This window comes from Pseudomonas sp. B21-056 (assembly GCF_026016325.1).
Taxonomy (GTDB): Bacteria; Pseudomonadota; Gammaproteobacteria; order Pseudomonadales; family Pseudomonadaceae; genus Aquipseudomonas.
The window spans coordinates 2,177,306-2,203,812 of sequence record NZ_CP087203.1 but is presented as its reverse complement, the minus strand read 5'-3'; the positions used below and the strand labels follow the sequence as shown (position 1 = coordinate 2,203,812).

Here is a 26,507-nt window from a genome sequence, read left to right as displayed (position 1 = left end):
CCCACAGGTTCTGTGCTCGATCAGCCGCGGATGAACGCCAGCAGGTCGGCGTTCAGTCGATCCTTGTGGGTATCGGTCAGGCCGTGGGGCGCGCCGGGGTAGACCAGCAGTTGCGCATTCTTGAGCAGCTTGGCGGCTGCGATGCCGGCGGCTTCGATGGGGACCACCTGGTCGTCATCGCCATGGACCACGAGGGTCGGCACGTCGATGTTGCGCAGGTCTTCGGAAAGATCAGTCTCCGAGAACGCCTTGATGCAGTCATACGTGTTCTTGTGGCCGGCGAGCATGCCTTGCATCCAGAACCAGTCGATCATGCCCTGGGACACCTTGGCGCCCGGACGGTTGGCGCCGAAGAACGCGCTGGCCACATCCTTGTATAGCTGAGAACGGTCAGCCAGGGAGGCCTGGCGGAAACCGTCGAACACTTCGATGGGCAGGCCGCCGGGGTTGGCCGGGGTCCTGAGCATCAGTGGCGTCACCGCCGAGATCAGCCCGAGCCTGGCGACGCGAGCGGCGCCATGCCGGCCGATGTAGCGGGCCACTTCTCCACCGCCGGTCGAAAAGCCGAGCAACACGGCTTCCTTCAGGTCCAGCCGCTCGATCAGCTCGGCCAGGTCATCGGCGTAGGTGTTCATGTCGTTGCCGTTCCAGGGCTGGCTGGAGCGCCCGTGTCCACGGCGGTCGTGAGCGATCACCCGATAACCGTTGGACGCCAGGAACATCATCTGCGCTTCCCAGCTGTCCGAGTTCAACGGCCAGCCGTGGCTGAAGACAACCGGCTGACCACTGCCCCAATCCTTGTAGTAGATCTCGGTGCCGTCGCGGGTGATGAAGGTGCTCATGACATGACTTCCTTGAGGGGATGGAGGTCTTCATGGTCCGGTCAGGGGAGGCATATGCGTGAGTTAAACGTTGTTAATTTTTTCGGATTGGTGTGTTGGAACCGAGACTGTGCTGCTTTTGTGGCAAGGCAGGAAGGCTCTAAACCGTTGCACCTGAAGCAAAACCTGAGGAACATACTCGGATTAAAGCCCCAGCAGCGGTACAAGAACATTGAGAGCAACATGAGCCACCCCCCCAGCCTGCCCATCGAACAGACGGTGCATTTCGGTCCTTACCGCGTCCATCCTCGCCAGCGCCTGGTGTTGGAGGGTGGACAGCCGCTGCGCCTGGGCCGGCGGGCGGTGGAGATCCTGCTGGTGCTGCTCGAGCACGCCGGAGAGGTGGTGAGCAAGCAACAACTGATCGCCCGGGTCTGGCCCAGGAGTGTCGTTGAAGACACCAACCTGCGGGTGCATGTCGCGGCACTGCGCAAGGCCCTGGGGGATGGCCAGGCCGGGCAGCGCTACATCGTCACCGTGGCCCAGCGCGGCTACAGCTTTGTCGCACCGGTGTCAGCCGAGCCCTTCGCACCCATGGCGGATATGCCTCATCCGTCACCGGCCCATAACCTGCCACCGCGCCGTACCCGGATGATCGGACGCCAGGCGCTGGTGGAAAGCCTGGTGGCCCAGCTGCCGCGCAAACGCTTCGTCACCCTGGTCGGTACCGGCGGCATCGGCAAGACCACTGTGGCCCTGCGGGTCGCCGAGCGGCTGATCGATCACTACCGCGACGGCACTTATCTGCTCGACCTGTCATTGCTCAACGATCCGACCATGATCGCCCCGGACCTGTGCGCGCTGCTGGATCTGCCGCCGCCGGACAGCGATCCGCTGGAGAGCATCGCACGACAGCTCAAGGACCGGCATCTGTTGCTGGTGATCGACAATTGCGAACATTTGATCGACGCCGTCGCCCAGTTCTGCGAAACCCTGCTGCGCGGCGCCCCTCACCTGCACATCCTGGCGACCAGCCGCGAAGGCCTGCGAGCCGAAGGCGAACACGTGCAGCGCCTGGACGCCCTGGCCTTCCCGCCCCGGGAGATGCCCATCGAAGGCTACCCGGCCCTCGAATACCCGGCCCTGCAGCTGTTCGCCGAGCGAGCGATGGCCAGCCACGACGACTTCGAACTGAGCAACCGCGAGGTGCCCTTGGTGGCGGACATCTGCCAGCGACTGGACGGGATTCCCCTGGCCATCGAACTGGCCGCCGCGCAAGTGGGTCGCTTCGGGCTGGAGGAGCTTCACCGGCAACTGCAAGGCAGCGTCACCCTGCTTCACAACGACAGCGATGTTGCGCCGCGCCAGCAAACCCTGCGCGCCACGCTGGACTGGAGCTTCGCACTGCTCACGGCGTGCGAGCAGATCTGCCTGCGGCAGCTGGCGGTGTTCATGGGCAGCTTCAACCTGACGTCGGCCGCCGCGGTGATCATCGGCGCCCATGTCGCTCCCGACCAGGTGCTGGTGTCGATCAGCCAATTGGTCGCCAAGTCCCTGCTCAACGTCGAGGTCGGCGATGAAGAGGTGCGCTATCGCCTGCTGGACACCACCCGTAGCTACGCCCTGGAGAAACTGGCCGAAGCCGGCGAACTGGCCGCCAGCCGGGAACGCCATGCCGAGCGCTGCCTGGCCCTGATGGAGCAAGCTGAAAACGATTGGGAAAACACCGCCACGCCATTGTGGATCGCTCGCTACGCGGCCTATCGCGATGACATCCGTGCCGCCCTCGACCGCGGGTTGGGCCCGCACGGCTCCCATCAGGTGGCAATCCGCCTGACCGCGCGCACCCTGCCCCTCTGGCAGGAGCTGTCACTGCTCAAGGAGCACGGGCTGTACGTCAGCAAGGCGCTGCAATTACTGCGTGCCACTGCGGCGCCCTGCCCCAGGCTGAGCCTCGCCCTGGAACTGGCCCACGCCACTTACAACTATCACACCGAGGGCGGTACGCCGGCCACGGTTCGCGCCTTCGTCACCGCCCGGCAACTGGCGCAGCAATGCCAGAACCGCGCCGGCGAGCTACGGGCGGTTTCAGGGCACATGGCAGTCAACCTCAGTTGCGGCCATTACCAGCAGGCACTGGAACAGAGCCAGGATTTCGACCGGCTGGGCACCCATGGCGACCCGCTCCTGTCCTTGAGTGCCCAGCGCTTGCGGGTGCTGGCGCTGCATTTTGCCGGCGACCAGGGCGCGGCCCGGTACGAGGCCGAGCAGGTCATCCAGCGCCTGGCCCAGAGCGGCCACCTCAGCCGCTTCACCCACGGTTTCGGCGTGCAATACGACCAGAGCGTGGCCTCGCTGACCATCCTGGCGCGCATACTCTGGCTGCAAGGCTTTGCCGAGAAAGCCCGGCGGGCCGCCAATCTCGCCCTGCAGATCGCCTTGCAGATCAACCACGGCACCTCGATCTGCTACACCCTCGCACTGGCCGGCTGTGTGATCGCCCACTACAACGGCGATCATTCAGTCACGCGGCAAAGGCTCGATATGTTGCGATACCAGGCCAACAAACATTCGGTGATGCTGTTTCATGACTGGGCCCGCCATTACGAATGTGGGTTCAATGGCGACACCCTCGAGGCGAATCCGGTCAATGGGCTGGTCCAGGACATTGTCGTTACCCTGCGGGCCGATCGGATCAGCCCCCGGCAACTCGACCGCGCCCGCTGCGGCGCTGCGGGCTGGTGCACGGCCGAGATCCTGCGGGCCGGGGCGCAGACCTTGCTGGCAGGCAACGACCCGGCCCTTGACGACCGCGCCGAAGAACAACTGCTGACGGCCCTGGACGTGGCCCGTGATCAGGAGGCCCTGGCCTGGGAGCTGCGCAGCGCCACGACCCTGGCGCGGCTATGGCAACGCCAGGGCCGGGCACAGGCCGCGCAAGCACTGCTCGAACCGGTCTATCGACGCTTCACCGAAGGCTTTGACACCCCCGATCTAATGGAGGCCGACGCGCTGCTCCACGCCCTGTCTCGACAGTGCGGGGCTTGAATGAACCGGCTCCCAGGCGTCCTGCAGCACATAACGCCGATGATATAAATCCCATTGGCCACTGCGCCGCAGTTTTTCCCGGGCATAGGCTCGCGTGGTGTGGAGCCAGTGGAAACGCACGCCACTGGCGCAGTGTTCGACCCTCAACAGAGACTGGTTCGCCAAGCGTGACAGCAGCCAGGGCAACTGCCCGACATCCAGCTCCGGGCAACTGATCACCGCCATTGCCGCCTTGGCGGTAAAGGGCCGGTCGAACACCGAGAGGCGCTGGAGAACCGCTTGCTCATCGCCACTCAACCGCTCGAAGCTCCAGTCCAGCAAGGCTTCCAGGCTCTGGTGACGAGGCACGGCCGTGCGCCGGCCAAAGCTCAGGAGTGAAAGCCCAAGGTCCAACTGCTCCAATACCCCGGCCACACCCAAGGTACTGACCTGGGCTGCCGCCAACTCCAGGGCCAGCGGCAAACCGTCCAGGCGCTGGCAGATTTGCGCAATCGCCACCAGGTCGCGGTCGCTGGCTTTGAAGCCTTGCTGCAGGGCGCCGACCCGGTCGACCAGCAACTGCACCGCTGGGCATGCCAATAACTGATGCTCGGGCTCAAGGGGCGATGCCAGCGCCAGGCCTGGCAGTTGCACGATATGTTCATCGGTGAGATTCAGCGGCTCGCGGCTGCTCAACAACAGCGATACACCCGGTGCCGATGCCCGCAGCGCCTGGGCCAGCGCACGACAGGCACCGAGCAGGTGTTCGCAGCCGTCGAGCACCAGCAGCAGCCGGCAACGTCCGAGTTGTCGGCTCAACGCCTCGGGCGCAAGACCCAGTGTGCTGGCGATCCGTGCCTGCACCTGGCAAGGGTCGGTGACGGCCGCCAGGTCGATAAACCAGGCGCCGTCGTCAAAGTGTTCCAGCAAAAGCTCCGCCACCCGCAGCACCACCGTGGACTTGCCGACGCCGCCCGGGCCGGTCACGGTGGTCAGGCCCTGGCGCGGCACCTCGACCAGCAACCGGCCCAGCAGCTTATCGCGGCCGATCACCGGGCTCAGCCGTGCAGGCAGATTGTGTTTTTCGCGTAGGGACGAAGCCAGCGGCGCGGCAAAGCAATAGCCACGCCGGGGATCGTTGAGGATGTACTGGCGACCGTCGCGACCGTCATCGAACGCCCGACGCAACGCTGCAATGTGCACCCGCAGGTTGATGTCTTCCACGACACTGTCTGGCCAGACGCAAGCAATCAGCGCTTGCTTGCTGACATAGCTGCCGGCGTGATCGGCCAACACCTGGAGGATGTCCAGCGCCCTTCCGCCCAATGGGAGAGGTTCGCCGTCGCGGGTGACCAGCCGTTGCTGCCGGTAGAAGGCAAACGGGCCGAAGCCCACCGCCGGTTCGGTATCGGGTTTGACGAAACTGTTCATGGTGATCCAGCGCCGGATAACCAATGCGGGCATCGCGTCACGGATCACCGGATGCATCTGCCCTGGCTCCTGCGCATCCTTTCCAGAGGGTTCGCCGTTATCTTGGCAGCCGCTGGCCGCAGGACAATGCTGGCACAGGACGCATCACGGACATCGCGATGCCCTGGACGGACATCGCCGGCTCAACTGAACTGTTGGCGGTACTGCACCGGGGTCAGGCCGAGTTTTTCGCTGAACAGGGAGCGCATGTGCCGAACGCTGCCGAACCCGCTGCGAAACGCCACGGTCTTGAGGGGCAAGTCGGTGCTTTCCAGCAACTGACGGGCCCGGTCGATGCGTGCGCCTTGCAGGAACTCCATCGGCGTCATCGTCACTTCGCGAGCGAACATCCGGGCGAAATGCCGCGGGCTCATGGAAGCCAGCGCCGCCATGCGCTCAATGGTGAACGGCTCTTCCAGGTGCTCCATCACATAATGTTGCACCCGGGTGATGGCCGACTCCTGCGCCGCCACCGCCGCCACCAGGGGACTGAACTGGGCTTGCCCGCCCTGGCGTTTCATCACCACCAGCAGCACCTTGGCCACATCCAGCGCCACTTTACGGCCGTGGTCCTGGGCGACGATGGACAGCGCCAGGTCGATGCCGGCGGTGACGCCGCCGGAGGTGAACAGGCGCCGGTCCTGCAGGAAGATCTTGTCGGTCTCGACCAATGCCTTGGGGAAACGCCGGATCAGGCGTTCGGTGTAATGCCAGTGTGTGGTGACACGGTATCCGTCGAGCAATCCCGCCTCACCGAGTACAAAGGCCCCGGTGCAGATGGAGCCGTAGCGCGTGGCCCGTTGCGTCGCAGCGCGCAGCCAGGTGTGCAACCCCGGATGCCGGTCGTTGTAGGCTCCCGGCCCGCCCGGCACCAGCAATACATCGTAGGCCGCCCAGGCCTGGTCGATGTGCATGTCGGCCTCTACCGCCACACCGTTGGACGCCCGCAACGCGCCGCGCTCAGTCCCCAGGGTCAGCAATTGATAGCGCTGGTCCGGTTCAAGGTAGCGGTTGGCGATGGAGAACACTTCAAGCGGCCCGGCCATGTCGAGCAGCAGGAAATCCGGGAACAGCACCATTGCAACGGTTTTCATCAGTTAAAACGCCAAAAAATCCAGAGGAACGCAACAAAATTTCGAGCCCGCCTGATGAGCCCTGTGGGAGCGAGCCTGCTCGCGATGGCGTGGGTACACTCAACATTCCGGCAAGCTGACCCACCGCTATCGCGAGCAGGCTCCCACAGGGTCCGATGTGGCCTCAGGCGCAACTTCGACATTATGGCAACGGGATGAGCGAGCCGGTAGGTCTCGTTTATTGTCCACTCATAGGTGACAGTCTTTCGTTTTCCACCTACTTATTGAGTGTTCCGATAACCATTAATCTTCTTCTGTACCCGGCGAACGGCCCAAGCCGCCGCCCACTGAACCAGGAGAATTACCATGCTGACCCTTCGCAAAGCTGCGGACCGCGGTATCGCCCGTCACGGCTGGCTGACCTCGTTCCATACCTTTTCCTTCGCCAACTACCGTGACCTCAATCAACAAGGCTTCTCCGACCTGCTGGTCATCAACGATGACCGTGTCGCCGCCGCCAAGGGTTTCGGCCAGCACCCCCACCGGGACATGGAGATTTTTTCCTATGTGCTCGAAGGCGCGCTGGAACACAAGGACACCCTGGGCACGGGTTCGGTCATTCGTCCGGGCGATGTACAACTGATGAGCGCCGGCAGCGGCGTGGCCCACAGTGAGTTCAACCACAGCGCGGACGAGTTGGTGCACTTTCTGCAAATCTGGATCGTGCCCAACGTCAGCGGCGCCAAGCCACGCTACCAACAGGAGCATTTCAGCGCCGGGCAGAAACGCGGTCGCCTGCAATTGATCATCTCCCCGGACGGCGCCGACGGCTCCCTTGAGGTGCGCCAGGACGCACGGGTCTACGCAGGCCTGTTCGATGGCAGCGAAAGCGCCACCCTGACGTTGGCACCCGATCGCTATGCTTATGTGCATGTGGCCCGGGGCAACGTCGAGCTCAATGGTGTGCCGTTACAGGAAGGTGATGGTGTGCGAGTGCGCGAGGAACAGATGCTGACGTTGGGCAACGGCCAGGACGCCGAGGTGCTGGTGTTCGATCTGCAACCCAGGGAACTGCCACAAATGCCATGATTTGCCCGCAGGATAACCTGCGGCCCCTCCCCCACCTGAGGCCTGGTCGCCAAGCATCAAGCCATCCGGCTCGCTTTCAACGACGATCAGGCCTCAGGTTTTCATCCCCGTTGCCGATAAGACTTTCGTGGACAGTCAACATCTAGAAAGATCGGTAACGTAGGATTTGTTCCGCTTTTCAAGCGAACCTCCGAAAGTTCCGATAACCTGTTGCCGTCCGATCGACGGTCAGTTGTGGAATTCTTTTGCAATGTTGACTCAATGTTACGAGCCAAGCAAAATGATCTCACTTGGCCACCAATTTACCCCGGCCCTGCTTATTCATGGAAGAAAGCATGAAAACGGTTATTGCCCTCGTTGCTCTTTGCGTAGCGTGTCACGCGACAGCGGACATGCAGAAAATCCAGTACAGCTACGATGATTCGGACGCCGAGTATTCCCTTGTTTCGTTTGCCGAAAGCGGCTCTGCCATTCAGGCCATCGTGCAAAGGCAAGGTGTGTATTTCACCAGTTACACCAAAGTGGAACTCGATTGCGCCAATCGCAATGTTCGCCACATGGGGATGTACAACAGCCTAGAGGGACTGGAAAAAGCCCAGTTCGACCAGATGCAAGGGCGAATCGTTGAGGGCTCCATCGCTGATGAAGTGGGCAAGGTACTGTGCAACGGCACGACCCTGACCGCCTCGAAAACCGACGACCTGCCTGCCGTAGCACAACCGGACGATAGAACCTGATCCCAACGCCGCGTCACCCTTCGCCTGCGTGCGAATGTCACTGCTGAGTGAAGGTCTCGGACATGGAATGTCTGCATCGTGGATGACGAAGCCCGACGGCGATTCGCCTTCCACTGCCGAACCCCTTTATTTCTGCGCAGACAGAAAAAGGTACCTGACCGATAACCTGTAGTACCCGTCTCTCACCGACGGGTGGAAGACACTTATGCACGCAAAAAAGATATTCGAGTTTCTGATGACGCTGTTGGCTTTCGTTCTTGTCACGCTGCTTTGGTTTGCCTACGCAGTTCCCGACATGATCGAGTACGACTCCGACCTCTCATTGATAGTCGCTTCCGCCGGTTCGATTATCTGGCTGTGCGCTACCGGTTGCATTGTCTTGTACATAGTCCAGAAAACGCGCAAGTCCTGAGTGCAAGACCGGGCTCACGTTCCCCCACGAATGGGAGCCCGGTTTCAACAATGCAGAAAAGCGTCCGGCCGTGACGCTCCCCCGACGTTTACTTGCGCCCAAACGTCGAACGATAACTGCCAGGGGGAACGCCGAAAAAATCCCGGAAACGTCGCTGAAAATGCGGGGAGCTGACGAACCCCGTCGCCACGGCGACCTCTGTCATCGACCGATTGGTCTGCTGGATGAGCTGGCGTGCCCGGGTCAGGCGCAACTCCAGGTAGTAACGCGTCGGGGTCGCCCCGAGAAAGCTGCAGAAACGCCGCTCCAGCTGGCGCTTGGAAATCTTGACGCAGGCCGCCAGTTCATCGATGGTCAACGGCTCTTCGATGTTCTGCCACATCAACTCCAACGCCAGCTTGAGGCTTTCCGGCAGCCTCGGGTCCGTCTCGACGAAGACCGGCGGCAAGTCCGACGCATCGCCTGATTCGTCACACCGCAGAATCTCCTCGATGGCGCCTACCAGGGCCTCCCCTCCCGTCTGGCGGATCAACTGGAGCATCATTCGCAGCGAACTGTTCGCACCGGCACAACTGACCCGACCCCGATCAACCACATAGGCCCGGCTCGACACCTTCACATGGGGGAAAACCTCCACCATCATCGCGCGACTTTCCGGGTGGACGGCGCATTCGAAACCATCCAGCAAACTCGCATCGGCGACAAAGAAAACCCCATTCCACAGCCCTCCCAGTATCGCCCCCGATGCCCCATTGGCGCGCAGTTTGCGCCGCAGCAGGGGAACCCCTTGCAACTTCACGCGAAAACCGCCGGCGACGATGAGAACGTCCTGGTTATCCGACAGTTGCGCCAGTTCGATGTCGGTGGAAATGACAATCCCCAGGTCGCTCGTCACCTGGCTCCCCGAAACCCCTACCGTCAGAATTTCGTAGAGGGGCATGTCGCACATCAGGTTGGCCGTCACCAGGGCGTCCACCGCACCGGTGAAGGACATCATCGAGAAATTGTCCATCAACACGAGCGCGACACGGGTCGGCGCCTGATCAACCCCCGGCGAGCCGAGTGGCCGATAAGCCATGTTCTTGTTTTTAAGTACGCTCTCGAATGCGCTTGGCATAGGGCCTTTCCTGAAGACGATCAGACTGGCGTCACTCTCGCATCTCGGGCAAGGGGCCATGGTATGGGGAACGTCGCTATCGTGTGGATTAGCGACGCGGACTGCAATCGACGCCTCTTTAAACAGCTGCCGCTCTAAAGTCTGTACGCCTTTAGTCGATAGACTGGAAGTAGACATGGGCGCTTTCCTTCAGCACTCGCAACGCGCACAGCCATTGTTTCCGCCGATCCAACACCTATAAATACCTGCGGGAGAAGTCATGAATATCAAACAGAAGCTGACATGGGCGTTCGCGACCATCGCCTGCCTTCCGGTCATCCTGGTGGCGGTGCTCGTCGTACTGAACCTGCGCGATGCGGCAAAAGCCAACTTCCTCGACAGCAGCGGCCGTGAAATCCGCCAGATCGACAATGGCATGAAGACGTTCTTCGATGGCATCAGCCAGAACGTCGAACAGTTCGCCAAGGATCCACGGATCATTGCGGCCAAAGGCTTGAAGAATTACTCCGGCGCCGACGCGGCAACCATTCCCCTGCCTGAAATCAATCAGCAGTTGTTGGCTATTTTTGACGGCTTTGCCAAGACCCATCCGACCACGGCCTATCTATCCGTGGCGCAGACTGACGGCGGCTACGCCAGCTGGCCCGACGACACCAAGCTGTCGAACTACGATCCGCGTGTGCGCCCCTGGTACAAGACCGCCATGGCCTCACCGGGTACCATCGGCCGTACAGACGCCTATTACTGGGCACCGGATGACGTGACGCTGATCTGCACCGTACATACCGTCACCGACGCCAGCGGCAAGATTATCGGCGTGGTCGGCCTGGACGTGTCGCTCAATCAACTGACCGCCCTGGTCAAACAGCTCAAACTGGGCGAAAGCGGCTACCTGATGCTGATCGAGGGGAACGGCAACGTCCTGGTCGACGCCAGCGATGCCAAGCACAACTTCAAGCCCCTCGCCGACCTCGGCCCCAACTATGCCGCGCTGGCCAAGAGCAGCGATGGCATGACCCAGGTCGAGATCGACGGCGTGACCTACATGGTCAACATCGTGACCTCCAAGACCCTGGGCTGGCGCTTCATCGGCCTGATCAAAAGCGACGAAGTCATGGCCGGGGCCTCCAGCCTGACCTGGTTGATCGCCATTATCGCTGCTGTGCTGGCGGTGATCTTCGCCGTGGTCGGCGCCAGCTTCGCCAGTGTCATCGTGCGACCGATTCGCGGCGTTGCCAATGGCTTGCAGGAAATCGCCGAAGGTGAAGGCGACCTCACCCGTCAACTCTCGGTACAAGGCAAGGACGAAACAGCCACCCTGGCAAGCTGGTTCAACCAGTTCCTGGGCATGATTGCGCAGTTGGTGCAACGAATCGGCAGCGCCTCCTCCGACCTGCAAAGTGCCGCGGCCGACACCAGCGAAGTTGCCACCAACATGAACGAAGCCGCCGGCCGCCAGCGCCAGGCGGTGGAACTGGTCAGTACCGCCTTCAACGAAATGGTCGCGACCGCCAACGAAGTGGCCCGTTCCTGCAGCCAGGCCGCCTCCAGCGCGGACACCGGCTACCGTGACGTGCACGACGGCCAGCACCACATCGGCGAGGCCACCGGCAGCGTGCTGAAACTGAGCGAAGACCTGCAACAGTCGACCCAGACCATGCAGGCCCTTGAACAGGACAGCAAGAACATCAACACCATCCTCGATACCATCCGCTCGATTGCCGAGCAGACCAACCTGTTGGCCCTCAACGCCGCCATCGAAGCAGCGCGCGCCGGCGATCAGGGTCGCGGGTTCGCTGTGGTGGCCGATGAAGTGCGGGCCCTGGCACGACGTACCGCCGACTCCACCGGCGAGATCGACAGCCTGCTCGGCAACCTCGCCCGCCGCACCCAGGAAGTGACCCAGCAGATGCAGAGCAGCCTGCAGGTGTCGCAGACCAGCGTGGAACGCATCCAGCAGGCCCGCGACAGCTTCGACAAGATCCGCAACTCGGTGGACTCGATCCGCGACCAGAACACTCAGATCGCCACCGCAGCCGAAGAACAGCACCAGGTGGCCGAAGACATCAACCGGCACATCGCGCAGATCCATGCCGATGCGCAATTGGTTGAAGAGTTCGCTCACTCGGCGCAGACCGGTTCGGGCCGCCTGACGGATATTTCCGGTCAACTGAGGGGCCTGGTCGGACGCTTCAAGTTCTAAGCAAGGTTGCCTGAAGAGCCAGGGACGGCTCAAAGGTCAAGCTTATCGCGACTATCCCACCTCGCTCAGGCCACCTTCAGTCAAACGAGCGCTGACCTTCTAAAAGTTGACGGTATAGCGAACAATGAATCGGTTCTCGTTCACGCTGTCAGCGTAAGTCGACCGATTGGTCGAGTTACGCCATTGCACCGACATCCCTTTCGCGGGTCCACTCTGGACAGCGTAAGTCATATCGGTCACCCGCTCCCACTCCTGGCCTTCACGCCCCTCTGCCCGTAACGCCGCCGCGCGTGCTCCACCAAGCAAGGTGGGGTCGACATCTTCACCGCTCACATACTTGACGCCCAATGTCAGCCCCGGCACACCGATTGTGGCGAAGTCGAAATCATATCGGGCAAACCAGATGCGTTCGTTTGGCGCCGTGAAGGTACTTGCCAGGGATTCGGCGAACAGATAGGTATCCGTGCCATTGACGAAGGCGAACGGCGTATCGCCCCAAGCCTTCTGATACCCGCCCCCCAGGGTGTGTCCCTTGAGGCTGTAGGCGAAGTAACTGCTCAGCGTGCGGTTGTCGACCTCGCCGAGTGCTTTATCGCCTGTTCCCCTGGCATCAAACAGGCGGATATCGGTGATCAGTGTGCCGACCGACAGCGGTTGGTTAAGCTTGAAGCCGTAGTAGTTCGAGCGGTACAGGTTTTCAAGCTCAGCGGTATGCAAGCTCAGCGTCAGTGTCGGCAACGCTTTGTAGTCAAGGGCGAGATAGTTGTAATGATCGGCTTCAACCGCGCGATAACCCGTGGTCGTCAGGGATTCGAAGTCGGTGGAGTTTCGTTGCTTTACCGCATTCACCCGGATGGCCGTGATCGTGACGGGATCCAGGTCATTGGAAACCAGCATTCCCCCTCTGAAGACTTGAGGCAGCAGCCGACTGTTATTGCTCCACAGCATGGGCATCAGAGGGCTGAGTCCACCGATCTTGAGCTCGCTTCGACCTAGCCGTGCCTTGGCGGTAAGCGTCATTTTCGCGTACTCGTCTTCTACATTGCGTTGCGAGTCATACGCGAGCAGTCCTGAACCGGTGCGATCCGAACTGGAATCCAACTTCACGCCCAGCAATCCGAGGGCATCGACACCGAAGCCAACCTTGCCTTCGGTAAATCCTGATTGAAGATTGAGAATGAAGCCCTGGGCCCACTCATCGCGCTTGGACTGGCTGGCGCCTTCATTTCTATAATCGCGATTGTAATAAAAGTTACGAAACTCCAAGCTCCCCTTCGAGTCGCTGAGCAGGTCAGCTGACGCGCTGGACATCGCAGAACATACCCCAACAGCCACGACCAATTGTTTGAACGTTATCGGCATCACAAGCACCTTTTATTTTTGTTGTCTGCATGAAGACCTACCACCTGAGAGTTTCAGGCAGTGTTTGTCATATCCGGGCTAAGCGAGACGGTGATGGAACGTGGCGAACGAACTCACCGGTTCTCGACCAGTCACCAGGCTGTTCTCGATGCTGGCCTCGTCTGCATAGCCAAGGCTCATTCCGCACACCAGCATCTGGTCGGACGGGATGGCGAGTAACTCGGCAATCACCTGGTGATACTTCAGAAAGGCGGCCTGGGGACAGGTATGCAGCCCCCTGCCACGCGCCGCGATCATCACGCTCTGCAGGAACATTCCATAATCGAGCAAGCTGCCTTTCTGCAGCACTCGATCGATCGTGAACAACAGGCCAACCGGCGCATCGAAGAATCGATAATTACGCCCGTGCTGCTGATGCATGCGCTGCTTGTCGCCCTTTTCGATCCCTAACAAACCGTACAGCTCCCAACCCACTTGCCTCCTTCTGTCGATGTAAGGCGTGACCCATTGGCGCGGGTAATACTCGTAGGCGTCTTCAAGGCGAAGGCTCAACGCCGGATCGTCGTCAAGCTGGGTAATTGCCCGGGACAGCCGATCCTTGACCTCCCCCGTCACCACATGAACCCGCCACGGCTGCATGTTCACGCCGGTGGCGCAGAAGCGAGCAATGTCGAGGATTGCTTCAACTTCTTCATGGGGCACCGGAGTCGGCAAATACGCCCTCATGCTGCGACGTGTGGTGATCGCCCAATCCACTGTTCGGCTCAGCAGTTCGGGCGAGAGTGGAGGTTGTGCTACGCGGTTCATGCTCTTGTCCCATGGGTGACGAATTCAGTAGAACTCAGGCGTTTCAACCGTGAAGTCAGCCCGGCAGCGCAGCGGCTTTTCGCACGCGGGTCGAATCGGCGCGGGTCTGATTGATCAGGGAAACGGCGGCCGCGCCAATGAGACCGGCCAGGCTGATCGCCATGAAGTTTTGTTCGAGGGGCAATTTGATCGACACCAGCCAACCGATGAGAATCGGCGCGACGATAGCGCCGACCCGACCGACTCCGGAGGCGAAACCAACGCCGGTCGAGCGAATGGTCGAGGGGTAGAAATCGCCGGCATAGGCATACGCCAGAAGCTGCGTACCCAGGGTTGATGCACCGACGATGAACACGACTGCAAATAACAAGCTGGTGGACCGTGTGTACCCCAACACCGTCAGCGCGATTGCGCCGATCAGATAAAACGCGACCAGTACATGCTTGATATTCAGCTTGTCGCTGAGCCAACCGCCCCCGAGCGCGCCAACAATCGCCCCCACGTTGAAGACGATGACAAAGTTCAGCGCCGACCCCAGGCTGAACCCAGCCATGGCCATCAACTTGGTGAGCCAGGAGTTGAGTGCGTACACCATGAACAAGCCCGTCATGAACGCAGCCCAGATCATTACCGTGCTGAACCCACGTCCGTCCCGGAACAGGTTTCGAACCGGCGCTTGCTGCTTGTCCAATACGTCTGCATGGCCGGTCATCAGCGCTTCATCGCTGATCACCAGGCTCGGATCAATTTTCCGGGCGATGACACGCAGCTCGTCCTGGCGCCCCTTCTTGAGCAGGTTCCCGATGGACTCGGGCATGGTCTTCAAAATGAACGGGATCAGGAACACCGGTAGACCCGCCACATAAAAAACCGACTGCCAGCCATGGCTTTCGATGAGTTGTTTAGCGGTCAGGGCCACCAGAATCCCCCCGACCGAATAGCCTGCGAACACCAGCGTTACCATGCGGGTACGCAGCTTGATGGGAGAGAACTCGCCCATTTGAGCGGTACAGATCGGCAGGACGCCGCCAATACCAAGACCGGCGATAAACCGCGCGATGCTGAAGCTGATCGGATCGCTCGTGAGGCCCGCCGCAGCGGTGAAAAGACTGAACAGCGCCACGCAGATGGCGACCATCCTCGGCCGGCCGATCCGGTCTGCCAACGTCCCGAGAAAGATTGCACCGAGCATGGTTCCAAACAGCGCGGAGCCGGCCATGACACCCGCACTGGTCGGATCAATGTTCATGTCAGTCATGATGGCGGGCAGCGCGGCGCCCACAACGGCGAGGTCATACCCGTCGATAATCAGAATGAGCACGCACCAGAACAGGATAAGCCCATGGAAGCGATTGAACTTCGAGTCGCCCGTGAGCGCATATACATTTACCGATTGCATAGGGTGTCTCCTTCGATCTTGTTCTTATTAGAGAAGTGCACAGGGAGGTTGCCGGCCTGACGGGCTACCTGTGACGCATCCTAGAATTCAAAATGAAGTTGGCCCATGCCCAAGGACATCGTTGTGATTGACCGATCCGGGCACTTGCGGGCGTTGACCCGTTCAACTTGTCTATTGGTGATCTGACGCCGCGCCGCGTTGGCCCCTGGGTGCCCAAACAGGTCACCGCAATTGATTTTTCTCACCCTTGCCAGAACCTGCGAAGGCTACCGAATATGGGGCCGTGTCGTTCCTGGCGGCCTACCGCCCTCGCGTTCACGTTCTGACTTTTACCTTCATCCTTCCCGCATGAAACAGCTCAAGCCATGGAGTGCCCATGCCCGGCGAAACAGTGAAACGACAAGGCCCTCTGGTGGGATTGCGAGTGATCGAGTTCGCGGGCATTGGCCCTGGCCCACACTGCGCGATGCTCTTCGCTGACATGGGCGCCGAGGTCATACGCATTGAGCGCGAAGGCGGAAACGGATGGCCGAATCCGGTCGTCGACAGGGGCCGCAAGCACATCACGCTGGACATTCGCAGTGAAGGCGGCGTCGAGAAGGCTCTGGCCTTGATTGAAAGTGCAGACGTGCTTATCGAAGGCTTTCGGCCAGGGGTGATGGAGCGTTTGGGACTGGGGCCCCAGGAGGCTACCGCACGTAATCCGCGACTGATCTATGGCCGGATGACGGGATGGGGACAAAGTGGGCCACTCGCTGAACGCGCGGGCCATGACATCAACTATCTTGCCCTCACGGGCGCGCTGGCAGCGATTGGCACCGCCCACGGTACCGCCCTGCCGCCACTCAACCTGGTCGGGGACTTTGGTGGTGGCTCCATGTTCCTGGCCTTTGGCATTCTAGCGGCGCTGTGGGAACGCGAACGTTCAGGTAAAGGCCAGGTGGTGGACGCCGCGATCATCGACGGGGTGTCTTCCATGATGACGTTCTTTGCCGGGCTATTGCCCAGCGGCTTGATCAACCTGGAACGGGACCGGAATCTGCTGTCAGGCGCAGCGCCCCATTACCGTTGCTACACCTGTTCAGACGGCCGGGAGATTTCCGTTGGCCCTCTCGAGCCGCAGTTCTTTGCCGAGTTGATGGCGCTCATTGACGCACCGCTCGACGTCAGGTCCGGCTGCGAAGACCCGGATAAATGGCCAGAGCAAAGTGAGCAGTTGGCCCAGCTGTTTGCGACGCGTACACAAGCACAGTGGTGTTCCCTGCTTGAAGGCCGCGACGCCTGCTTTGCGCCGGTGCTGACACTTGCCGAAGCCGCCGAACACCCTCAGATGCGGGACAGAGGCGTCTATCAAAATACCGACGGTGTGTTGCAGGCAGCACCCGCGCCGCGATTTTCGCGCACCCCGGGCGCGATACAGGAAAACACCTCGAATGCTGTGGGATGGGACTCTAGGGAGTTGCTGGGGTATTGCGATACGCCCCTGGGCTGACGCCGGTCCACTTCTTGAACGCGCGGTGAAACGCACTGGTTTCCTGAAATCCGGTGAGTGCCGCTACATCACTGACACTTAACTCAGCCTGGCTCAAGAGATTGATCGCCATGTCCCGTCGAAGATCGTCCTTCAAACGTTGATAGCTGGCGCCCTCAGCCTGGAGACGGCGCTGAAGCGTTGAACTGGAGACTCGAAGGTCTTTGGCGACGTCATCCAGTTCCGGCCATTCGTCAGGGCTTTGTCCCCGGAGACGATGCCGGATCAGCGCACTCACGCTCTCATCATTTCGATACTTCACCAACAGATTGGCCGGAGCCTCGCGAAGAAAGGCTGAAAGATGATTATTGTTCTGGGCAATTTTCAGGCTCAAAAAACTGCGATCAAAGCGAACCAGCGTCACAGCCGCACCATATTCAATTTCTGAATGAAAGCGCAGGCGATAGTCGCTATCGTCCTCTGGGCGTGGGGGACGAAAGCGCACTTCTTGCAGCGGAATTCTTCTATTGGCCAACCAACAAAGCAGGCCATGCACCAGGACCAGCCACGTACCGTAAGCGTACAGGCGGCGCTCGGTGCCATAGTCATGAATAATGATCCGGGCATCGTTGCCCTCCATTTCCAACGTCCCGTAGACGTCATCAAGAATGCATCGAAGAAAAGCCAGCATCCGCTGTAGAGCCTGCTCCAGGGAACGGCAGCCGATGACGGCATGGCACATCAGTTGAAAGCTGCCTCTGCGCATCGGATGACTGTCAATACCGAAAAACTCATCATCCATCTGGTCTGACAAGGCGATCCACAGACGTGAAAACGCCGATGCCTCGACTCGCGCCTGCGGAGCATTCAGAAGTTCAGGATCAATACGGGCGAACTGCAGAATCGGTTGGATATCCAGGCCACGCTGAATGGCCCCGGACAACGCTTCACGGACCAATCCGATTGAAGTGGTTCCCTTGTACTGAGCGTGTGCCATCTCTTCTCCATAAAGCCATGTAAGGGCTGCCCGCCACCGGCTGGCGCGCAGTGGCTGTTCACTGGCGCGATCATCGGTACGTTCGGTTGCCCACACCCTTCTGTCAACAGCCTGAATATTCACCTGTGCTGAGGTCTTTGGACATTGCCGGCGTCCACGACCCGCTTCAGGATCAGTGTCGCTTGCAGAAGACTCGTGGTTTTAGAATATGAGGGCAATGACCCCATGACCGTAGCGACTTTATTCTGGGAAGACTTCCAGCCAGGCAACACCTGGACAGCTTCACGGCCTGAAGCGATGACTGAAGAGGAGATTGTAGCCTTTGCCTTGGCATACGATCCCCTCGACATTCACGTTGATCCTGAACGGGCTCGCAAAAGCCCCCTCGGCGTCCACTGTGCCAGCGGGCTGCAAACCTTTGCTATCGTGCAACGCCTGATGTGTGAAGTCTTGTATCTCAGAACCCGCATTGTCGCGGGTGGGCAATTCGATAAATTCCGAATGTTGTCACCGGTGCTGCCTGGGGATGTGATCAGCATTTGTGCGAAGGTGCTTACCTCAACCTGCCACCCTCGAAGAGAAGATCGAGGCTGGGTGGTCCTTGCCGTTGACGTATTCACCGCAGGTCTTAAAAAAGTGCTCACCTATGAAGTGTCGGTGCTGATCATGCGCGATGGATCTGCCCTCCCTGTCCGTCAGACTTTATAGGACAGGGTCACATCCGGATCGAGCTTGTCGCCATAGTTTTTGACATTGACTTTGATCTCTGCCCGGGACTTGGTCCCGAAATCGTCCACGATCAGACTCCTGACCCCGTGCAACTGCGCGAGCCCCGGCACCCCTTCGAAAGTGGTTGCGTGGGTGGAGCCGACGAATGCGATCCACTTGCCTTCGGGTCTGGTGAGCCGTATTTTTTCTGCGGCGTAATAGTTCATCACTTTGGTCCGCGCATTTTCGCTGCCACCCGAAGTGGCATAGGTTTCAGCAGTATCCACCGGGATGACTTGCAGCCCGCCGTCCTTTGCAGCCTTTACCAGTTCCTTGAAGCCGTACTCGGACCTCTTCTGGCCAGGTGCCGAATTACCCCAGGTCAGGGCGTCAAGATAGACCTTCAACCGGGCAGGCATCGGACTGCCTTTGGGGGCCGCCATGTACTCATGGAGTGCTTTGCCATGGGAGTCCGCGCACACGTGCTCCAGGTACAGCGTGGTCACGCCGGCGGCCTTGAGCGCCGGGATATTGTTGATGATCACGCGCTTACTGGATCTGGCCCTGTGCGCTTCACCAATCACCAGGCCCGGGGCGTCCTGAAGCAGTTCGCGCATGACGCCAATGCTGTCTTTACTCTTCAACCCGGGCAGTGGCGCCAACGCGGTCGGGTTCTCGGCAAGAAAGTGGCTCATATAGGCATCGGCCCTGGCGATCAGTTTGTCCTTCAACTTATCGCTCTCCGAGGGAACCCAGAGCCCTTCGCGGCTCACGTAATCCCTCATCTCGATGTAGTTCAAGTTGATTTCGAGGCGTTTATCGGTCGCCCGGGTGACCACATCGCTCAGCTTCAGCCCGTGGGCGTGAAGTTTTGATTCCATGTACTGTTTTGCATCATTCAGCAGTTTATTGTGTACGGAGCGAGGGACCTGTGCACCACGACCAAATGCATGGACAGGATCGGCCGCATAGGTGTGCGACCGCTCGCTCCAGCTTGCCAGCTCTGCAAGGTCCGCGGCCATGAAGCGTTCAGCCGCCCCGGCCGGCCGGTGCGAGGATGACGCCACCCCCTGGGAACCGGACAGCGCCTTTGCGCTGACACCGTCAGCGTTTCGACCGCTCTGGCGCTCCTTGTCCTGCCCGGTGATTTTCATGTGGACAATGGCTTCTGCCAGGTGCGCATAGCGCCCACCGGGATAGCGCTGCACACTGCCCAGTTGTGGCGCCTCAGGCGGTGGTTGGGAAGCGCTGGATGAACCTGCCTGTTCCTGGTGCGTGGAGCGCGTGGTTGACGTTTCGGTTTCCGGGACAGGGGGCTGGTAACGGGGCGTAGGGCCGCCGATGGGTCTCATGCATTACTCTCCGAAGGGCCGGCCACCCTGTGGATAAGGGCAGCCGTGAATGTGTCAATGCGCCTTAGGGATACCGAACTGGTTCAGTACCGGGTCGACGTTGTGGTCGAAGGCTTTCTGCACCTTGTGTTTCTTGACGGCGTCGACAATCAGGGAGATACCGAACCCCACGGCCATGGCAGCGTCGATGGCCCAACCGATCACCGGAATCGCCGCCCCCATCGCGGCCCCTGCGGCCAGGCCGGTGGCTTCGCCCGCAACCATGGCCACCGCCCGGCCGGCGAGCTGGCCAGCCATGCGTCCCAGCCCTCCTGAAGCCTCACGGCCGAGCAACCTGGCCCCCGTCTCGATGCCCTCCTTGATCGCCTGCCCACCCAGTTTGGTGCTGTCATAAATGGTTTGTGCGGCGCCCAACTTGTCGCCATGGGCCAGCATGTCGGACACCGAGGCGAAGCCCATGACCGATTGCAGCGCCCGAGGGCCCATCTGCGCAGCGATCTGGCTGACCATCGACGGCCCCTTGTTTTCGTCGGTCTTGCCTTCGAGCAACTTGCGGCCCTTTTTCGTGTCCTGCAGTTGCGCAAACGTGGCGTCCAGATAGTTCTGATGCTGGCCTTCGGTCACATCGCTGGGCATCACGCTGTCGTAGGCGGCTTTCTGGGCATCGGCCATCTGCAGGGCCTGATTGGCATCGAGGTTCTTCTGCCCGAGCAATTGCTTCAGTGCACCACCTTCGCTGAAGTTGCGCGCATAGGAGTCACCGATTTTTGCTTGCAGGTCCGGACGGCTGTCCAGCACAGCGGAGGGATCAGGCACCTCGGTTTCGGGGAACAGGTCTTTCTGCAACTGCAGTTGCGCGGACAACCCGTTGAGGGCACCGCTGTAGTCAGCGATGGGTTTATGTTTGTCCACAGCCCTGTCAGCAGCGTCCATGTCGGTTTGCAGGGCTTTGCCACTGTTGACGTTCTTCACCTGCTCCTTGACCGCCTTTTGCAGCGCGGCATCACTGCGCACCAGGGCACGTTCCTGCTCGGGAATGCTCTTGTTGAGATACGCCTGCACGTCGGAATCGGCCTGTAGCTGGGCAATTCTCTCGGCCAGCGCCTGCTCGGTTTTTTCGGTGTTGCGCAAGTTGCGCCCGGCAATCACGCTCTGCTGGGTCTGTTGCAACTTGACCATGACAGCAGCCTTCTGCGCCCCCGTATAGGACTCGGGTTGTTCGAAGACCTTCTCATCGAGCTTGCTGATATCGATACCGGCCACCGCATTGAGGGTGGCCGCGTCGCTGAGCATGCCCGCGAACTGCCCGCCGTTGGTGGGGGCACTGGCCCTGATCCATTCACTCAGGTTCTTGGCGTTGAACAACTGATCTGGACTATGGGTAGCCTGATCGCGGCCTGTCATGCCCGCCTCGTCAAGCTGTCCTAGGAAACCCGGCTGCGCCCAGGTGTTGCAGGATTGTTTAAGCGCACCGGAAAGTCCCGGATTGTTTGCCGATAAACCTTTCAAGTCGTCGGCACTGATATTGTCGTCGACCTCTATCTTGTTGGCCGCATCCGCGGCGTTATGAGGGTCGGCGGCCCTGACCAGCGGCAGGTTCGCCTGCATCAGCGAGGCATTGCGAACCATTTCCAGGGACTGCGGATCGGCATTCGGGTTACGCCTTTGATACCCGATCAGCCCCTTGCCTGCCTTTTCCGCCGCCCTCTCCATGCTCTTGGCAAAAGCCTTGAGATCCTTGTCTGTGATCTTGCCATCCGCATTGCCGTCATCTTTACCGACGTCCACCGCGGTTTTCAGCGCAGGGTTGGCATTAATGAATGCCATCGCCTTGGCCGCATCAGGACCGTCCCCCCTGGCCATATGAGCCGCTGCAATTGGCCGATTGAGCTCCTTCTCTGCTTGCAGACGCTCCTCGGGCGGCAAATGGGCTACAAGCGGCTCCCAACGCTCCAAGGCTTTGGGAGACGAATAGTTATCAAGAAACTCCGCATCGGCGGCCTTCGGGGCATTGGCGGGGTCGGATGCGTTGCTGCTCGATGGAGCAGCGACTGGCGCAACCGGAGCCGTGGGCGCCACCTGGCTTGGTGTGTCGTCGCATGACGGCGTATCGGATGGCGCGACATTGTTTCCTTGAAACAACTGCGTCAGAAAGGACCCCGCCTTCTGCGCATTGTTCTGCACCAGGCCTGACGCGTCCGCCGTTTCCAGGCCGAATTGCACCCCGGCCTGGACGCCGCCATTGCCACGCAGATTACTGGGAACCGGCAACTCGCCCGCCACTTCGCCAGGGGTGGGGAGGTGCACAGTACCGCTGAAGGAAGAACCGGAAATACGCATGGGAAGTCACCATCCGAGAGTGAAGGATGGCAACTGAGTGGCTGCCCCCCACAATCGGTTCCCGAAAAAAAACCGCCCCCTGCTCAGCCGAAAGGATCCACATGCTGCTTGAGCTGGACGCGCGCCCGCGACAGCCGTGACCGCACGGTGCCGATCGGTACTCCGAGACTGCTGGCCGTATCCTGATAGTTACCGTTCATTTCCAGGCAGGCTTCCAACACCTTCTGCATGTTCGGCGGCAAGCAACCAATGGCCTGGATCACCCGCGCCAACTGGCGATGCCCGTCCACCTGATGGCCGATATCGCCGTGCCCGTCCTGTTCGGAATGAACTTCATCTTCCCAGCTTTCCTGGAACGGTTGCCGGTACATCTTTCGAAAGTGGTTACGGATCAGATTCAGGGCAATGCCGCATAACCACGTCTGCGGCTTACTGGCATGTTGAAACTTGTGCTCACTGCGCAAGGCCTCGAGCAGGACGCATTGCAGCAGGTCATCAACATCGTCGGGGTTCATCACCCGCTTCTGAATAAAGGCCCTGAGCATCGATATCTGATCACCGCTCAATTGGCGAATCCCGGCGGCCGACGCGTGCGCGCTGGAGAAGTTCGAGTCAACGATCGCAAGGCTTTGCAACATGGGGGCATACCCTTATCTAGTGGTGTGCAAGCCCTATTGCGATAACCATACCAACCAAATAATGCTTATAACTCATTGATTATTAATGTATTTAAAAACAATGAAAAACCTTGAAATACAAATCTTTGCGCAGCCACCTTTTTGGCTCGACGGGATTTGGCACAAACCCGGCCACTTTCCCGACCAGGGAACCGAACCCGGTGTACGGCCCACTTAGCGGGTATGACCCGGCTCAGAACCGTCCTATGAAAATCGTCGCTCCGCCCCTGATGCAGCCTCCACCCCTCGCGCCCACCCGCGTGGCGCCCCCTGTCGCGCAGCCGCTGCAAAGCGCGGTTCAGCAAAGCATCGTCCAGCACAGCGCAGGGACTTCGCCGCAACAGATCTCGCGCTTCGCCGCCGCGCTGGTACAGCACAGCCGCATCCTCAGCCAACGCGAACTGATCGCCAGCAACAATGCGTTGCAGTCGCGCGCGGTCAAACTGAGCGAACTCTATCAACTGCTGATGGGCGCCCAGGACACCGGGCTGGATAACGCCGCGAGGATGCTGCGCAAAAGGCTGCAACTGGAAAATTCGATGGATCTGTCGCAGGTGCTGGCGTACACCGATGGCGACGCGGCCAAGGCCCACGTGCTGCTGCAAGCCGCCCGCAAACAGGCCCAGGCCGATGGCGCAACGGGCGAGCATGTGGTGCTGACACAGCAGTTAAAGGTACTGCGGCGCAAGTACGGCCCTCGCGCCCGTGCCGGTATCAACTCCGCCAAGGCCTTCGCCCGCCCGAGCCTCGACAGCAAGCGCCGGACGACCTTGCGCAACCTGTACAGCGTGGCGGTTTCCGGCCAACCGAATATCACGGGGTTGATCGAGGCACTGCTCAGCGAGCAGGAGGAGCCGGGGCAGTTCGACCTCAACCTGCGCGACATGCGCAGCGCGATTGCCGATGACCTGTCGGCCTTGACCCCCTCCGCGTCCCACGAACAATTGCGCACACTGATGCACGGCCTCAATACCGCACGACACGTGACGACGCTGTTGCGAGGCTGCGAGCACCTGCTGGGGCGCATGCGCAACAAGAACCCCGATCTGAAGGTCGATCCACCCGCCTTCCTCAAACATCTGCTGGCGCTCACCGCCAACGGCATGAACATCAGCCAGACCCTGCAACTGACCCAGCACATCGGTGGTCCGCAACTCAAGCATCAACTGGCGTTCCTCAATGGTCTGCGTCCGATGCTGTTGCAGCTGCCGATCCTGCTCTGGCGCGATATGAAAAGCCGCCAGAACGCCCTCGGCAATCTGCTGACACTCATGGCCGAACTCACTCAGCAAGAACAGAAGCAGCTTTACGGGGGCCTTGCCTGATGAATCAAGCCATCAACCTGCTGAACATGATCGCCCTCTCCGCCATGCGCCGTTCGGAAGTGGTCGGCGCATTTTTCGTGATCGCCATCGTCTTCATGATGATCACACCGTTGCCCACCGCCCTGGTTGACGTACTGATCGCCGTCAACATCTGCATTTCCTGCCTGCTGATCATGCTGGCCATGCACTTGCCCAGGCCGCTGGCGTTCTCGACCTTTCCGGCGGTGCTGCTGTTGACCACGATGTTTCGCCTGGCACTGTCGATTTCCACTACCCGGCTGATCCTGCTCAACCAGGACGCCGGGCACATTGTCGAAGCCTTCGGTGAATTCGTGGTCGGCGGTAACCTGGCGGTGGGCCTGGTCATCTTCCTGATCCTGACGGTGGTCAACTTCCTGGTGATTACCAAGGGCTCGGAACGGGTGGCCGAAGTCGGCGCGAGATTTACCCTCGATGCGATGCCGGGCAAACAGATGTCCATCGACAGCGACCTGCGCGCCAACCTGATCAGCGTGTACGAAGCACGCAATCGACGTGCCGAGCTGAACAAGGAGAGCCAGTTGTTCGGCGCCATGGACGGGGCGATGAAGTTCGTCAACGGTGACGCCATTGCCAGCCTGATCATCGTCGCCATCAACATGATCGGCGGCATTTCCATTGGCGTGGTGCAACACGGCATGAGCGCCGGAGACGCCTTGCAGCTCTACACCGTACTGACCATCGGCGACGGCCTGATCGCGCAGATTCCGGCGCTGCTGATCTCCGTCACCTGCGGCATGATCATTACCCGCGTGCCCAATACCGACGCAGGCGTGGAAGCCAATATCGGCCGGGAAATCGCCGAGCAGATCACCAGCCAGCCCAAGGCCTGGATCATTGCCGCCGTGGCCATGTTCGGCTTTGCCATGCTGCCCGGGATGCCGACCGGTGTGTTCATCACCATCTCCCTCATCTGCGGCAGCGGCGGCCTGTTGCAGTTGCAGCGGGCCAAACCCAAGGTCGAGCAGGAAGGCGCGGTGGCCGTTGCGCCGGAAATGAATGGTCAGGAAGACCTGCGCACGTTCTCCCCCAGCCGGCAGTTCGTCCTCCAGTTTCATCCCGGTCAGGACTCCAACCAGGTCGATGCACTGGTCAGCGAAATCCGCCAGCGCCGCAACCGCCTAGTGGTGCAGTACGGCCTGACGCTGCCCTCCTTCATCATCGAGTACGTCGATCACCTGCCACCGGACGAATTCCGCTTTACCGTGTATGACGTGCCTCTGCTCAAGGCGACCTTTACCCAGACCCATGTCGCGGTGGATGAACGCTTGCTGAACCGTGAACCGCTGGCCGTGGCTATCGCGGGCACTGCCGAGCGCCAGGAAGATCAATGGGTCTGGCTGCCCGCCAACCTTCCAGACCTGCAAGACGGCGGGCTCGCCAGGGTCAGCGCCAGCACCCTGATCATCGAGCGCATGGAGCGCGCATTGCAGTCGTGCGGGCCGCAGTTCATCGGTTTGCAGGAAACCAAGGCGATTCTGAACTGGCTGGAGTCCGAGCAACCTGAACTCGCCCAGGAGATGCAGAGGGTGATCACCCTGACGCGTTTTTCGGCGGTCCTGCAGCGCTTGGCCTCGGAGTGCGTGCCGCTGCGAGCGATCCGCCTGATCGCCGAAACCCTGATCGAACACGGCCAGCACGAGCGCGACATCAGCGTGCTGACCGACTACGTGCGCATTGCCCTGAAAACGCAGATCTATCACCAGTACTGCGGGGCCGACGGCCTGATGGTGTGGCTGCTGACACCGGAAAGCGAAGGGTTGTTGCGCGACGGCCTGCGTCAGACGCAAACCGAAACGTTCTTCTCGCTCACCAACGACATCAGCCAGATGCTGGTGCAGCAGTTGCACATTGCCTTTCCCCTGCGCGCCCCCGAACAGGCGGTCCTGCTGGTCGCGCAGGACCTGCGCAGCCCGCTGCGCACGCTGCTCAAGGAAGAATTCCATCACGTGCCGGTGCTGTCTTTCGCCGAGATCAGCAACGCGGCCAAGGTCAAGGTCATGGGGCGCTTCGACCTGGAAGATGATCTGGAGCACCTGGATAACGATCATGCCGCTTGAGCCGGACAGGCTCAGTATCGG

Annotated in this window: 19 protein-coding genes and 1 pseudogene; 9 read left to right on the top strand and 11 right to left on the bottom strand. The window is 60.4% G+C overall.

Annotated elements, in window-relative coordinates; genetic code table 11:
• Positions 1-20 precede the first annotated feature (20 nt).
• On the bottom strand, positions 21-842 hold the full coding sequence (locus LOY67_RS09835) for an alpha/beta fold hydrolase (RefSeq protein WP_265066982.1): 822 nt from the start codon (positions 840-842) through the stop codon (positions 21-23).
• 222 nt (positions 843-1,064) lie between these two features.
• Here LOY67_RS09835 and LOY67_RS09830 point away from each other — a divergent pair, with 222 nt between their 5' ends.
• The gene (locus tag LOY67_RS09830) at positions 1,065-3,869 is read left to right on the top strand and encodes an ATP-binding protein (RefSeq protein ID WP_265066981.1); all 2,805 of its coding nucleotides are present in this window, start codon (positions 1,065-1,067) and stop codon (positions 3,867-3,869) included.
• On the opposite strand, the gene LOY67_RS09825 is transcribed toward LOY67_RS09830, so the two are convergent.
• Together LOY67_RS09825 and LOY67_RS09820 are read right to left on the bottom strand one after the other, a co-directional pair.
• A complete protein-coding gene (locus tag LOY67_RS09825) occupies positions 3,816-5,279 on the bottom strand; it encodes an ATP-binding protein (protein WP_265067736.1) in 1,464 nt (487 codons plus the stop codon). The two genes, LOY67_RS09830 and LOY67_RS09825, sit on opposite strands and share 54 nt — an antisense overlap.
• A gap of 182 nt (positions 5,280-5,461) precedes the next feature.
• A complete protein-coding gene (locus LOY67_RS09820; RefSeq protein ID WP_265066980.1) occupies positions 5,462-6,412 on the bottom strand; it encodes a GlxA family transcriptional regulator in 951 nt (316 codons plus the stop codon).
• A 345-nt stretch (positions 6,413-6,757) separates the two neighbouring features.
• Here LOY67_RS09820 and LOY67_RS09815 point away from each other — a divergent pair, with 345 nt between their 5' ends.
• On the top strand, positions 6,758-7,480 hold the full coding sequence (locus tag LOY67_RS09815) for a pirin family protein (RefSeq protein WP_265066979.1): 723 nt from the start codon (positions 6,758-6,760) through the stop codon (positions 7,478-7,480).
• A gap of 335 nt (positions 7,481-7,815) precedes the next feature.
• The gene (locus LOY67_RS09810) at positions 7,816-8,217 is read left to right on the top strand and encodes a hypothetical protein (RefSeq protein ID WP_265066978.1); all 402 of its coding nucleotides are present in this window, start codon (positions 7,816-7,818) and stop codon (positions 8,215-8,217) included.
• A 500-nt stretch (positions 8,218-8,717) separates the two neighbouring features.
• Here LOY67_RS09810 and LOY67_RS09805 read toward each other — a convergent pair whose 3' ends face one another.
• Complete coding sequence (locus LOY67_RS09805; RefSeq protein WP_265066977.1) at positions 8,718-9,746, bottom strand: GlxA family transcriptional regulator; 1,029 nt, start codon at positions 9,744-9,746, stop codon at positions 8,718-8,720.
• Positions 9,747-10,005: 259 nt separating this feature from the next.
• Here LOY67_RS09805 and LOY67_RS28435 point away from each other — a divergent pair.
• Positions 10,006-11,088 (top strand): annotated as a pseudogene (locus LOY67_RS28435) (cache domain-containing protein); the annotation flags it as partial.
• A gap of 6 nt (positions 11,089-11,094) precedes the next feature.
• Positions 11,095-11,949 (top strand): methyl-accepting chemotaxis protein, encoded by an 855-nt coding sequence (locus LOY67_RS28430; RefSeq protein ID WP_408003366.1) that lies wholly within the window; start codon positions 11,095-11,097, stop codon positions 11,947-11,949.
• Positions 11,950-12,048: 99 nt separating this feature from the next.
• On the opposite strand, the gene LOY67_RS09795 is transcribed toward LOY67_RS28430, so the two are convergent.
• The 3 genes from LOY67_RS09795 to LOY67_RS09785 form a co-directional block, all read right to left on the bottom strand.
• Positions 12,049-13,311 carry an OprD family porin gene (locus LOY67_RS09795; protein WP_320110010.1) on the bottom strand — a complete coding sequence of 421 codons (1,263 nt, stop codon included), beginning with the start codon at positions 13,309-13,311 and terminating at the stop codon, positions 12,049-12,051.
• 78 nt (positions 13,312-13,389) lie between these two features.
• On the bottom strand, positions 13,390-14,118 hold the full coding sequence (locus LOY67_RS09790; protein ID WP_265066975.1) for a nitroreductase: 729 nt from the start codon (positions 14,116-14,118) through the stop codon (positions 13,390-13,392).
• Between the two features lie 55 nt (positions 14,119-14,173).
• Entirely contained in the window at positions 14,174-15,517 is a 1,344-nt protein-coding gene (locus LOY67_RS09785) for an MFS transporter (RefSeq protein WP_265066974.1), read from the bottom strand.
• A 376-nt stretch (positions 15,518-15,893) separates the two neighbouring features.
• Here LOY67_RS09785 and LOY67_RS09780 point away from each other — a divergent pair, with 376 nt between their 5' ends.
• On the top strand, positions 15,894-17,009 hold the full coding sequence (locus tag LOY67_RS09780; RefSeq protein ID WP_265066973.1) for a CaiB/BaiF CoA transferase family protein: 1,116 nt from the start codon (positions 15,894-15,896) through the stop codon (positions 17,007-17,009).
• Here the strand turns inward: LOY67_RS09780 and LOY67_RS09775 are convergent.
• Positions 16,969-18,108 (bottom strand): AraC family transcriptional regulator, encoded by a 1,140-nt coding sequence (locus LOY67_RS09775; RefSeq protein WP_320110009.1) that lies wholly within the window; start codon positions 18,106-18,108, stop codon positions 16,969-16,971. The genes LOY67_RS09780 and LOY67_RS09775 overlap by 41 nt on opposite strands.
• Before the next feature lie 102 nt (positions 18,109-18,210).
• Here LOY67_RS09775 and LOY67_RS09770 point away from each other — a divergent pair, with 102 nt between their 5' ends.
• The gene (locus LOY67_RS09770; protein WP_265066972.1) at positions 18,211-18,693 is read left to right on the top strand and encodes a MaoC/PaaZ C-terminal domain-containing protein; all 483 of its coding nucleotides are present in this window, start codon (positions 18,211-18,213) and stop codon (positions 18,691-18,693) included.
• Here the strand turns inward: LOY67_RS09770 and LOY67_RS09765 are convergent.
• From LOY67_RS09765 to LOY67_RS09755, 3 genes are all read right to left on the bottom strand, one after another.
• Entirely contained in the window at positions 18,681-20,045 is a 1,365-nt protein-coding gene (locus LOY67_RS09765) for a membrane-targeted effector domain-containing toxin (RefSeq protein ID WP_265066971.1), read from the bottom strand. The genes LOY67_RS09770 and LOY67_RS09765 overlap by 13 nt on opposite strands.
• Positions 20,046-20,099: 54 nt before the next feature.
• The gene (locus LOY67_RS09760; protein WP_265066970.1) at positions 20,100-22,385 is read right to left on the bottom strand and encodes a type III effector HrpK domain-containing protein; all 2,286 of its coding nucleotides are present in this window, start codon (positions 22,383-22,385) and stop codon (positions 20,100-20,102) included.
• Between the two features lie 83 nt (positions 22,386-22,468).
• Positions 22,469-23,023, bottom strand: a complete 555-nt coding sequence (locus LOY67_RS09755) for an RNA polymerase sigma factor (RefSeq protein WP_265066969.1) — start codon at positions 23,021-23,023, stop codon at positions 22,469-22,471.
• Positions 23,024-23,268: 245 nt separating this feature from the next.
• Here LOY67_RS09755 and sctW point away from each other — a divergent pair, with 245 nt between their 5' ends.
• Entirely contained in the window at positions 23,269-24,387 is a 1,119-nt protein-coding gene (gene sctW / locus LOY67_RS09750; RefSeq protein WP_265066968.1) for a type III secretion system gatekeeper subunit SctW, read from the top strand.
• A complete protein-coding gene (sctV, locus tag LOY67_RS09745) occupies positions 24,387-26,486 on the top strand; it encodes a type III secretion system export apparatus subunit SctV (RefSeq protein ID WP_265066967.1) in 2,100 nt (699 codons plus the stop codon). The genes sctW and sctV overlap by 1 nt, the downstream gene beginning before the upstream one ends.
• Positions 26,487-26,507 lie beyond the last annotated feature (21 nt).